This window comes from Flavobacterium sp., from assembly GCF_024305175.1.
In the GTDB taxonomy this organism is placed as follows: domain Bacteria; phylum Bacteroidota; class Bacteroidia; order Flavobacteriales; family Flavobacteriaceae; genus Flavobacterium.
This window is the reverse complement of the sequence record NZ_JAMWYY010000087.1, coordinates 1-10,464: the sequence shown is the minus strand read 5'-3', so window position 1 is coordinate 10,464 and position 10,464 is coordinate 1. Positions and strand designations below refer to the sequence as shown.

At 41.7% G+C, this 10,464-nt stretch carries 10 protein-coding genes and 1 tRNA gene; 8 read left to right on the top strand and 3 right to left on the bottom strand.

From position 1 onward, the window contains the following. Positions 1-33: 33 nt before the first annotated feature. Positions 34-106: transfer RNA gene (locus Q0K96_RS14360), tRNA-Phe, on the bottom strand. Between the two features lie 63 nt (positions 107-169). Here Q0K96_RS14360 and Q0K96_RS14355 point away from each other — a divergent pair. The 7 genes from Q0K96_RS14355 to Q0K96_RS14325 all read left to right on the top strand — a co-directional run bounded on the left by Q0K96_RS14355 (position 170) and on the right by Q0K96_RS14325 (position 7,835). Beyond that, positions 170-940: a type III pantothenate kinase gene (locus Q0K96_RS14355; protein WP_363317255.1), complete on the top strand. Its 771-nt coding sequence runs from the start codon at positions 170-172 to the stop codon at positions 938-940. After that, positions 933-2,195 (top strand): hypothetical protein, encoded by a 1,263-nt coding sequence (locus Q0K96_RS14350; protein WP_297334671.1) that lies wholly within the window; start codon positions 933-935, stop codon positions 2,193-2,195. Before Q0K96_RS14355 ends, Q0K96_RS14350 begins: the two co-directional genes overlap by 8 nt. A 15-nt stretch (positions 2,196-2,210) precedes the next feature. Continuing rightward, positions 2,211-3,581: a hypothetical protein gene (locus Q0K96_RS14345; RefSeq protein WP_297334670.1), complete on the top strand. Its 1,371-nt coding sequence runs from the start codon at positions 2,211-2,213 to the stop codon at positions 3,579-3,581. Continuing rightward, positions 3,581-4,147 carry an LPS export ABC transporter periplasmic protein LptC gene (gene lptC / locus Q0K96_RS14340; protein WP_297334669.1) on the top strand — a complete coding sequence of 189 codons (567 nt, stop codon included), beginning with the start codon at positions 3,581-3,583 and terminating at the stop codon, positions 4,145-4,147. Before Q0K96_RS14345 ends, lptC begins: the two co-directional genes overlap by 1 nt. 18 nt (positions 4,148-4,165) lie before the next feature. Continuing rightward, positions 4,166-4,363: a hypothetical protein gene (locus Q0K96_RS14335; RefSeq protein ID WP_297334668.1), complete on the top strand. Its 198-nt coding sequence runs from the start codon at positions 4,166-4,168 to the stop codon at positions 4,361-4,363. Between the two features lie 10 nt (positions 4,364-4,373). Next, positions 4,374-5,639, top strand: a complete 1,266-nt coding sequence (locus Q0K96_RS14330) for a hemolysin family protein (protein ID WP_297334667.1) — start codon at positions 4,374-4,376, stop codon at positions 5,637-5,639. Positions 5,640-5,729: 90 nt separating this feature from the next. Further along, positions 5,730-7,835 (top strand): peptidylprolyl isomerase, encoded by a 2,106-nt coding sequence (locus tag Q0K96_RS14325; RefSeq protein WP_297334666.1) that lies wholly within the window; start codon positions 5,730-5,732, stop codon positions 7,833-7,835. A 50-nt stretch (positions 7,836-7,885) separates the two neighbouring features. Here the strand turns inward: Q0K96_RS14325 and Q0K96_RS14320 are convergent, their stop codons facing one another. Further along, positions 7,886-8,788 carry a GYDIA family GHMP kinase gene (locus Q0K96_RS14320; protein ID WP_297334665.1) on the bottom strand — a complete coding sequence of 301 codons (903 nt, stop codon included), beginning with the start codon at positions 8,786-8,788 and terminating at the stop codon, positions 7,886-7,888. Then, a complete protein-coding gene (locus tag Q0K96_RS14315; protein WP_297334664.1) occupies positions 8,766-10,118 on the bottom strand; it encodes a hydroxymethylglutaryl-CoA reductase, degradative in 1,353 nt (450 codons plus the stop codon). The genes Q0K96_RS14320 and Q0K96_RS14315 overlap by 23 nt, the downstream gene beginning before the upstream one ends. Before the next feature lie 163 nt (positions 10,119-10,281). Between Q0K96_RS14315 and Q0K96_RS14310 the strand changes: the two genes are divergently transcribed. Next, positions 10,282-10,464, top strand: a 183-nt coding sequence (locus Q0K96_RS14310) for a hypothetical protein (protein ID WP_297334663.1), incomplete at its 3' end; no start/stop codon positions are given.

Genomic DNA, 10,464 nt, shown 5'->3' with positions numbered 1-10,464 from the left:
TAAAATAAAAAGCCCGCTGTTAGCGGGCTTTTGTGGTACCTCCAGGAATCGAACCAGGGACACATGGATTTTCAGTCCATTGCTCTACCAACTGAGCTAAGGTACCGTTGTTATTGCGGGTGCAAATATAGAATCATTTTTATATTATCCAAAACAAATCTCAAAAAAAATGTATTCGTATCTTTGTGCCGATAATCAAACAAAGATGCTTTTAGCCGTAGATGTAGGCAATACAAAAATTAAAGCTGCTGTATTTGAGGGTGATGTCCTTTTAGAGAAATTTGTTTTCGACAAAAACGACAGCGAAAAAAAAATTGAAAAAATTTTTTCAGGCTATCCCGGTTTGGCAGATTCTGTGCTTTCTTCGGTGGGTGCAGGGCATAATGAAGTAATTTCGGTGCTTCAAAAATATTCTCGTACAACAGTTGTAAACCATGAGTCGGCCTTCCCTTTTCAGAACTTATACGAAACACCCCATACACTCGGTATAGACCGTATGGTACTTTCTGCGGGGGCAGCAATACTGTTCCCTGAAGAAAACAAACTTGTTATTGATGCGGGTACCTGCGTTACTTATGATTTTACAGATAGCCAGAACAGGTATCGCGGTGGTGCCATATCGCCGGGGCTGAAACTGAGATATGAGGCTATGCATAATTTTACAGCAAAACTTCCGTTGTTATACCCGGAAATACCGGAGAATTATACCGGCAAAACCACAAAACAATCGATGCATTCGGGCGTAGTAAATGGCCTGTTGTTTGAAATTGAGGGTTTTATAAGCCAGTATATGCAGGATTATGGCAATCTTACTGTTATACTTACAGGAGGCGATGCCGATTTTTTGGCTGTACGGCTAAAAAACACCATATTTGCCAATTCAAATTTCCTGCTGGAAAGCCTGAATAAATTATATACTATACAAAACAAACATGATTAAAAAAGTTATCGTTAGCTGTTGCTTGGTTTTCTCTGCCTTAGCGTTTGCACAGGAAAGGATTGCCTCTCCTTATTCGTATTACGGAATTGGCGACATGACCTTTAAAGGTACTGTTGAAAACCGCAGCATGGGTGGCTTGGGTATAATTCCCGACAGTATTCACATAAACCTGCAGAATCCTGCTTCTTACAGCTCGCTTATTTTTACTAACTTTACTGTTGGCGGTACTTCCAGTACTACTACTTTTAAAACCGATGATGCCGAAAGCAACTCTAACAGGACAACTTTAGATTATCTTGCTGTAGGAGTTCCGGTGGGTAAAAAAGTGGGTGTGGCTTTCGGGCTTATGCCCTATAGCGATGTGGGGTATAAAATAGAAAATACGGTAACGGATGGCGAATATGAGGAGTACAGGCGCTTTCAGGGCAGCGGCGGGCTTAACCGTGTTTTTGCAGGCGTTGCCTATAAAATTGTTCCGCAACTAAGTGTGGGTGTAGATGCACAGTACAACTTTGGTAAGATAGAGACAAAATCGATAGTGGCTGTGCCTAATGTGCCGGTGCAATACCCTACCAGGGAGATAAACGAATCAAAGTACAATGGCTTTTCTTTTAATGTCGGCCTTATGTATCAGGCAAAGCTTAATGGTAAATATGACTGGTTTACCAGCGCGACCTTTACACCACAGGCTACCCTTAGCGGGAGCACCGAAAGGCAGTATGCAACGATAACTTATGCTAACTCCGGTGCAGAGCTTATTGTGGATGAGGTTACAGTTTCTGTTGGTGGCGACGATGTCAAGCTGCCTTCAAAGTTTACCTTTGGTACAGGTATTGGTAATAAGACCAAATGGTTTGCCGGTGCCGAATATACCTTCAGGCAAAGCAATGAGCTTGGCAACAGGTTTGATAACGTTACATCGGCAGGTTTTGAAAGCGGACATAAAATAGCTCTTGGTGGTTACTATGTGCCAAACTACCAGTCGTATAACAACTATCTTAAAAAAATAACATACAGGGCAGGCCTTAAATTCGAAAAAACGGGGCTTGTAGTAAATAACGAAAGTATTAACGATTACGGGCTTACGCTTGGCCTTGGGTTACCGCTCCCTTACTATACAAGTAATTTGAACATGGGGGTTGAATTTGGGAGGCGCGGTACAACTAACGCCAACCTGATACAGGAAAATTACGTGAACTTCTTTGTAAGCTTTTCGCTTGGCGACCGTTGGTTCATTAAGCGTAAGTACGATTAATAAAATTGCAATGCTATGAAAATTAATAAGGTTCTGCTAACGGTATTTTCGCTCTTTATGGCTTTTGCCGCTAATGCGCAAAAGCAGGAAGAGTGTGAGAAAAAGTTTGAAAGCTATGAGGCACTTGTGCTTGACAGGGATTATGATGACGCTGTACCGTTGCTAAAGAACCTTATTAAAGAATGCCCAAAATATAGTGCTGATATTTACCTGTATGGGGAAGAAATCTATAAGATAAAGGCTGAATCATCTCGCAATCCGGAGGATAAGCAGGCTAACATTGATACGCTTTTAACCCTGTACGCCGATTATGAAAAAAACTTTCCCGGCAACGGCAGTGTGGTAAGAAAAGCAATGCTGATGAAAGAGCATAAGCTGGCTGATGACGATGAGGTTTTTAAAATGCTGGATAACTTTTATACTTCAAGCAAAAATAAGTTTACCGATTATGATGCCCTGCAGGAATATTTTATGCTTTACCTGAAACGCTATGAGGCAGGAGACAAAAATATAACCGGGACAGACTTTATAGAAAAATATACCGGAATAGCTGCGCAGGTAACCTATGCACGCAATACGTTTATAGCCCAAAAGGCAGCCCTGGAAGGCAGACAGCAACAGGAGCCACTTACCCGCAGGGAAAAACAATTCCTGAAGAATGCAGATAATTACATTGATGCACTTAGTGCCGTTCACCAGAACATAGATAAGCTGTCATCAAACTATGTGTCGTGCGAGTCGCTTGCCGAATATTACAGCAGCCGTTTTGAAGAGCATAAGGAAGATGCCGCATGGCTGGAATCGGTTGCTTCTGTTCTTTATGAAAACAAATGCTACAGGGAAGATATCTTATATAAAACAGCAGTAGCGTCATATAAAAATAACCGTACTGTTGCAACAGCCTTCAGGGCAGGAGATGTGGCGCTGAAGAAAACCAAAAAAGAAGAAGCTATCGGCTATTTTGAGGATGCTGTAGCATTGGAAACTTCACCAAGCCGTAAAGCAGGGCTATATATGCATATTGCCGGCATTTACCGTAATGCTGATAAGGCAGAGGCTAAAAAATATGCACTGATGGCTGCATCGGCCAACGCAAAATCGGGCGAGCCGTACCTGTTCCTTGCAGAGATGTATTCCTCTGTTGGCAACAGGGACTGCGGGCTTAACGATTTTCAGCAAAAAGCACTTTTGTTTAAGGCTATAGATATGGCAAATAAAGCTGCCGCTGCAGAGCCTAAATATAAACCCACAGCACAGGCGCTTGTTAAGCAATATTCAGAAAGGCTTCCTAACAAAGATGAAGCAAAAGCGGCAGGCTATAAAAAAGGTGATGAGGTGCAGTATGGCTGCTGGATAAATGAAACGGTTAAATTGCCAAAACTGTAATGATGAAGCAGGTTCTACGCTTTTTTTTACCTCTTGCGGCAGTAATTGTCTCCCTTGCCTCCTGCGACAGCGATATTAAAGATGTGCAGCGTATAAATACCGTTGAGTTCAGCCCGCAGGTAATGGCGGAAGATGTCAATCTTAAATATACCGATTCAGGAAAAGTAAAGGCTATATTAGTCAGCCCCCTGATGCTCGACTTCAATAATCTAAGGTACGGCTTTAATGAGTTCCCAAAGGGGGTTCACGTTACGCTTGTAGATGAAAGCGGAAAAAACAGCTATGTAGAAAGTGATTATGCCATTAATTATGCCGACACCGACCTGATTGACCTGCAGGGCAACGTAAAAATCACCTCTTCTGACGGCAAAGTACTCGAAACCGAGCAATTATACTACGACCAGAAAAACGAATGGTTTTACACAGAAAAATATTTTAAGCTGTATGATGCGCAAAATGGCAGCTATCTTGAGGGGCCGGGTATCGACTTTAGTAAAGATTTTAAAGTGGTAAACACCCAACGCAACCGCGGGGAAGCTAATAATGTTGACAGCAGCAAACTATAATAAATTTATTGAATAAAAATGGGTTATCTTAAAATTGTAGCATATCTTTATCTTGTTGCTGCAGCCTTTCTGGTTTATGAGGGAATATCGTCTATAAATGCAGGCGACAGCAGTAACGGCATTGTTATGCTTTTACTTGCCCTTGTGGCGTTGTTTATGTTTTTCTTCAGGCTTAGATATGCAAAAAGGTGGGCAGACAGGAAAAAAGATAATTAAACTATAGTATATGGAAGCTACGGTTATCATATTATGCCTGTTGCTTTCAGCTTTTTTTTCGGGGATGGAAATTGCCTATGTATCCTCTAATAAGGTTTATCTTGGGGTAGAAAAAAGGCAGGCCAACCTAATATCCCGCATTTTAACACGTTTAACCGAAAACCCTGTTCAGTTTATTACCGCTATGCTTGTGGGTAACAGTATAGTACTGGTAATATATGGGTATTATATGGGGCAGGTAGCCCTGCGGTGGATGGATGCCTTTGGGTGGCACTTCCCGGTTTTTTATGAAGTACTGCTGCAAATAGTAATTGCGCTGTTTGTAATACTGCTCACGGCAGAATTCCTCCCAAAAGTTTTTTTCCAGATATATGCCAACACACTGATAAAGTTTTTTGCTCTGCCTGCTTATGCTTTTTACTGCCTTTTTTACTGGGTTTCGCTTTTTGTTATAACCCTTTCTGATTTTATACTCCTTAAAGTGCTGCGTACAACGGGTGATACCCGCAAAGCCTATTTTACAAGGGGTGAATTGGGTAATTATATTTCGGAGCAGATGAATGGTGTAGACGAAGAGGACGAAGTGGACTCTGAAATACAGATGTTTCAGAACGCACTTGAGTTTGCCGACCTAAAGGCGCGCGAAGTAATGACACCCCGCACCGAAATTGCCGCAGTAGAGCTTAACGACAGTGTTGATGAGCTAAAGCAGCTTTTTGTTGATACAGGTTACTCTAAGGTGGTGGTATATGCCGAAACACTTGATAATATTGTCGGCTACATACACTCTTTCGAATTGTTTAAAAAACGCGGCAGCATCAGGGAAATGATGATAACCATTGAGTATGTGCCCGAAACAATTTTCATTAAAGAACTTTTAGGCATACTTACCCGCAAGCGCAAAAGTATGGCTGTTGTTCTGGATGAATATGGCGGTACCGCAGGTATAATAACCATAGAGGACATTATTGAGGAGCTTTTTGGTGAAATTGAAGACGAACATGATGAGGAGGAAGAACTCATGGAGCAGGAGCTTGAAAACGGCGAATGGCTGTTTTCGGCGCGCTTAGATGTGCAGTATGTAAATGAAGAGTATGGGCTCAATATACCCGAAACAGACTCATATGCTACTCTCGGCGGCTTTGTAGTGCACCACGCTAAGGAAATACCTAAAACGGGCGAGTACATACAGTGCGAAGGCTTCAGTATAATAATAGAGGCAGCTTCGACTAAAAAAATAGAACTTATAAAAATTAAGCCGCTAAGGGAGCAGTAAAAAACTTTAGAAAATATAAGGTCACTTCTTTTATTATTAAAGAGATAATTGTATTTTCGCCCACTGAATTTTAAATTAATAATCAATAAAATGGCGGTTTTATCAAAAATTAGGGAGCGTTCCCTGCTACTGATACTGGTGATAGGCCTATCACTGCTTGCATTTATAGTTACCGATGTTATAAGCAACGGCGGCTTTGGCGTTACTAAAAATATTGGTAGCGTAAACGGTGAAGACATCCCTGCCCAGGAATTTATCCAGAAGGTAAATGATGTACAGGCAAGGCAGCGTGGCATGAGTGCAACACAGGCTACAAACATGGTTTGGAACCAGGAAGTAGAAAATAAGCTGTACAGCGAACGTTTCGAAAAAATTGGCCTAAGGGTTGGTAAAGACCATGTTTATAATATGTATGCGCAGGATCCTTCTGTAGCGCAAAACCCTCAGTTCCTTAACGCAATAGGCCAGTTTGATAAAAACAAGTTTAATGAGTTCCTTGTAAACATGAAATCCACAAACCCTGACCAGTGGAGGATGATTGAAAGGAATATGCCGCTTGTAGAGGATGCAGCCAAAAAACAGCTTTACCTTACTATGGTAAAAGCGGGTATGGTTGCCACTAACCTTGATGCAAAAGCCAAGCATAAGCTTGAAAATGACAAGGTGAACTTTGATTATGTATTTGTTCCTTATGCAACTATAAATGACGATGAGGTAAAGGTTTCTGATGAGGAAATTACAGCCTACATGAAAAAGAACGAGAAAAAATATAAAGCAGAGGCTTCACGTTTTGTAGAGTATGTGCTAATAGAAGATAAACCATCAGCAGAAGATGAATCTGAATTAAGGAAAAGTGTTAATGAAATACTTACTCCGAGGGTTGTTTATAATGAGCAAACAAAAGCTAATGATACCATACCCGGCTTTAGGGGTGCAGCTGATGTAAAGGATTTTGTAAACAAAAATTCTGATGTTGCTTATGACACTACTTATGTAACTAAAAAGAGCCTTCCGTTAGAGCACGCAGAGCAGATATTTAACCTGCCTGCAGGTGAGGTTTACGGGCCTTATACTGATAACGGTTACCTTAAACTGACAAGGGTTGTGGGCAGGAGGCCAAATGCAAGTGCAAAAGTTAGTCACATACTTATTGCTTATGATGGAAGTAAATCTCCGGGAGAGCATAACAGGACTAAAGAAGAAGCTCAGGCTAAAGCCAATGAGATACTTCAGAAAGTAAATGCCAATCCAGGCTCATTCGCACAGCTTGCTGCTGAGAACAGTGATGACCCGGGCTCTAAAGGCAACGGTGGTATATATGATGATGTAATGCCAAAGCAGATGGTGCCGGAATTTGATAAATTCCTTTTTGGAAACCCCGTAGGTAAAACCGGAGTGGTAGAGACCGATTTTGGTTTCCACGTAATGAAGGTGCTTGATAAATATGATGCTGTACAGCTTGCAACAATAGCAAAAGAAATACGCCCGTCTGAAGGTACAAGTGATGAGTTGTTTACCAAAGCTACCAAACTTGAAATGGATGCAGCCGAAAAGCCGCTTGAAGAGCTTGCTAAAGCGCTTAACCTTGAAGTTAAAACAACAAATAAGCTTGGTGCTTATGATGAGAATATACAGGGCTTAGGGCAGCAAAGGCAAATTGTTAGCTGGGCTTTTAACAAAGATACTGAAGAAGGCGATGTTAAGAAATTTGATGTTCCTGAAGGTTATGTTGTGGCTAAGCTAAAGAGCAAGAACGAGAAAGGCCTTATGCCGCTTGAGGAAGCTAAAAATACTGTACTGCCTATACTTAGGAATGAGAAGAAAGCAGCTCTTATTAAAGAGAAAATGAAAGGCGATACACTTGAGGCGGTAGCCAAATCATCTGGCTCAAGCGTTGCTTCAGCTACAGATGTTACACTTGCGGCCCCTATGGTTCCGGGTGTAGGCTCTGAGCCAAAAGTTGTAGGTAAAGCATTCGGGCTTGGCGAAGGCAAAACATCAGGCCTTATAGAAGGTAATATGGGTGTGTTTATGGTAAAAGCTAAAAATGTTACCAAAGCTGCCGAGCTGCCAAACTATAATGCAGTTGCCACAAGGCTTAAATCAGAAAGCAGGGGCGGTGTACAGTTCAGGCTTACCACAGCGCTTAAAGACAATGCTGATATTGAAGACAACAGGGCTGAGTTTAATCAGTAATACTGTATAAGATACTATAAAAAAACCACTCTTGCGAGTGGTTTTTTTGTTTATAAGATCATGTCTTTATACGGAAGTATGGTTGTGAACCCTTTTGTTTTAAAATAGGGTGTGGGGTCTTTTTCTGAAGCGGCAAGTATAAAATCGCCACCCCATGCACCCAGGCTTTTAAGGCTGCCCTCAAAGTCAGGGAAAAGCCGTTGCTTTACTGTTTGCTGCCCTAATACACTACTCATTACAGCTTCATGCTCTTTAATAAGGGCTTTAAAATCGTTTAAAGTTACTGCGCCTGATATTGCATCCGTCAGGTTATTAATAATGCCTGTAAGGCTATTGTTTTGCTTTCTTTCCCTATAGGAGGCAATTGCGTTGCGGCTGTCCTGCTTTTTGTTCAGGTATATAAAGTAAAGGTTATTTTTAAAGGTAGGCTTAAAACTTACAGGCGTTACAAGAGGCTGCCCATCTTTAATTTCATAGAATATCGGGGTATTGTTTGCTGCGCAGGCAATATCGTAACCGCTGCCACCAAAACTCTCCCACAATAAACTGTAAGGATTAATCTCAAACCACGAAGCTATATTATTGATAAGGGTAGAAGAGGTGCCAAGCCCCCACGAGCGGGGAAAGGTTAACCTAGTTTCTGCTGTAAAGCCGTGTTGCAGCACATGTGGATTCATGCTGTGTGCCGTATGCAAAATTTTTACGAGTGTTTTTGTTACGGTATTCTCACTGTTACAGCCATTACTGATAATATCATTTAGTATCAGCTTGTCTTTATACCAAACCGAGCCATCAGCATCAAAGCCGGTCCATGAAATATAGTCCTCGCAATTTGGCTCTACATCCAGGTATTGTCCGTAACGTGTGGGTAAAGCAAGGGCTTTTGCCCCGTCAAGCACGGTATATTCCCCTGTTAAAAGTAGTTTGCCGTTACTGTAAAAAGTCTTTTTCAATAAGTGTCGGATTTGCTTTTCTTGCCGATTGTATGAAGTCTGCCACTGCGGCATGGGTTACTGTATTACTTTCAAAATAGGTAACAGCATCCTGTTTTTCGTTATCGGTAGCTTTTAATTGATTCAGTATGTTCATCAGGTGCATTTTCATGTGGCCCTGCTGTATGCCTGTTGTAGTTAAAGAGCGGACTGCGGCAAAGTTTTGTGCCAGCCCGGCGACAGCAACAATTTGCATAAGCTCTTTTGCCGAAGGCTTGCCAAGCATTTCAAGCGAGAATTTTACAAGCGGGTGCAGCGATGTTAAACCGCCAACAGTACCCAATGCTAAAGGCACATCTATCCAAAACCTGAAAATACCATTTTCTATCGTTGCGTGAGACAGGCTTGAATAGTTTCCGTTTTTAGAAGCATAGGCGTGCACACCGGCCTCTACCGCCCTAAAGTCGTTACCCGTTGCCACAACAACCGCATCAATGCCGTTCATTATGCCTTTGTTATGGGTTACTGCCCTAAAAGGCTCTGCTTCGGCTATTTTTACAGCGGTCACAAACTTTTTAGCAAATACTTCAGGGTCTATATCTTTCTCAACGGTAAGCTCTTCTATAGGGCAGCTCACCTCGGCACGTACCACACAGCCCGGTACATAATTAGAGAGGATGCTCATTATTACCTCTATGTCCTTTTCATCAGATGTAAAGTCACTGTAGGCAGCAGCTTCCTCTTTCAGTATTTTGGCAAAACGCTCCAGGCAGGAGTTAATAAAGTTGGCTCCCATGCTGTCTACCGTTTCAAAAGTGGCATGCAGCTGGTAATAATTGTCGAGCAGGCCGGTCTTATCACGAAGTTCTATATCGGTAATACCACCGCCCCTTTTTTCCATATTCCGGGTAAGGTCGTTTGTGCCGCTAATCAGCTTGGGCTTTATTTCATTAAAAAAAGTTTCCAGTTTAGCAGTATTGCCTTTATACATAAAATGTACCTGGCCTATTTTTTCTGTGCCCAGTATTGTGGCTTTAAAGCCACCTCTTGCAGCCCAGAATTTGGCTGCTTTAGCTGCTGCTGCCACTACAGAGCTTTCTTCCACCGCCATTGGCAGGATGTACTCTTTGCCATTTATCACGAAATTAGGCGCAACACCCAACGGCAGGTAAAAGTTTGTTATGGTATTTTCTATAAATTCGTCATGGAGTTTTTGCAGTTCGGCATCGGTGTTCCAGTATTTTCGTACTAAAGCTGCCGCTTCTTCCGGATTGGCAAAATATTCCCTTGCAATCCACTCTATTTTTTCTTCTTTTGCAAGTTTAGAAAAACCCGCTATTGCTTTACTCATTATCAGTAGCTTATATATATGCAGTATGCAAAGATACGCCATAGTAAGCCCATTTGCCAAAATAAAAAGTTGCGGCTAAATAAGTAATCATGCATTTAACAAAAAAATCGCCCGCTATTTCATAATTTTTTATTAAAATTGGGAGTTTTTTACCATTTGCAAAATGAATAACATCAAAAAAGCTTTTTTACTATTTTTATTGTCTGCGGCGCCTCTTTTTGCACAGCAGAAAATAACCCTTGAAGAAATCTGGAGGGGAACTTTCCGCACCCGTAACATGGATGAGCTGCAGGCGCTTAAGAAAACCAACCATTACACCGTGCTTAACACCGACTGGCAAGCGCAC

What these genes read in the sequence shown, in the direction of transcription:
- Q0K96_RS14355 (WP_363317255.1), top strand. Translation starts at nt 170, where the DNA reads ATGTATTCGTATCTTTGTGCCGATAATCAAACAAAGATGCTTTTAGCC.
- Q0K96_RS14350 (WP_297334671.1), top strand. Translation starts at nt 933, where the DNA reads ATGATTAAAAAAGTTATCGTTAGCTGTTGCTTGGTTTTCTCTGCCTTA.
- Q0K96_RS14345 (WP_297334670.1), top strand. Translation starts at nt 2,211, where the DNA reads ATGAAAATTAATAAGGTTCTGCTAACGGTATTTTCGCTCTTTATGGCT.
- lptC (WP_297334669.1), top strand. Translation starts at nt 3,581, where the DNA reads ATGATGAAGCAGGTTCTACGCTTTTTTTTACCTCTTGCGGCAGTAATT.
- Q0K96_RS14335 (WP_297334668.1), top strand. Translation starts at nt 4,166, where the DNA reads ATGGGTTATCTTAAAATTGTAGCATATCTTTATCTTGTTGCTGCAGCC.
- Q0K96_RS14330 (WP_297334667.1), top strand. Translation starts at nt 4,374, where the DNA reads ATGGAAGCTACGGTTATCATATTATGCCTGTTGCTTTCAGCTTTTTTT.
- Q0K96_RS14325 (WP_297334666.1), top strand. Translation starts at nt 5,730, where the DNA reads ATGGCGGTTTTATCAAAAATTAGGGAGCGTTCCCTGCTACTGATACTG.
- Q0K96_RS14315 (WP_297334664.1), bottom strand. Translation starts at nt 10,118, where the DNA reads ATGAGTAAAGCAATAGCGGGTTTTTCTAAACTTGCAAAAGAAGAAAAA.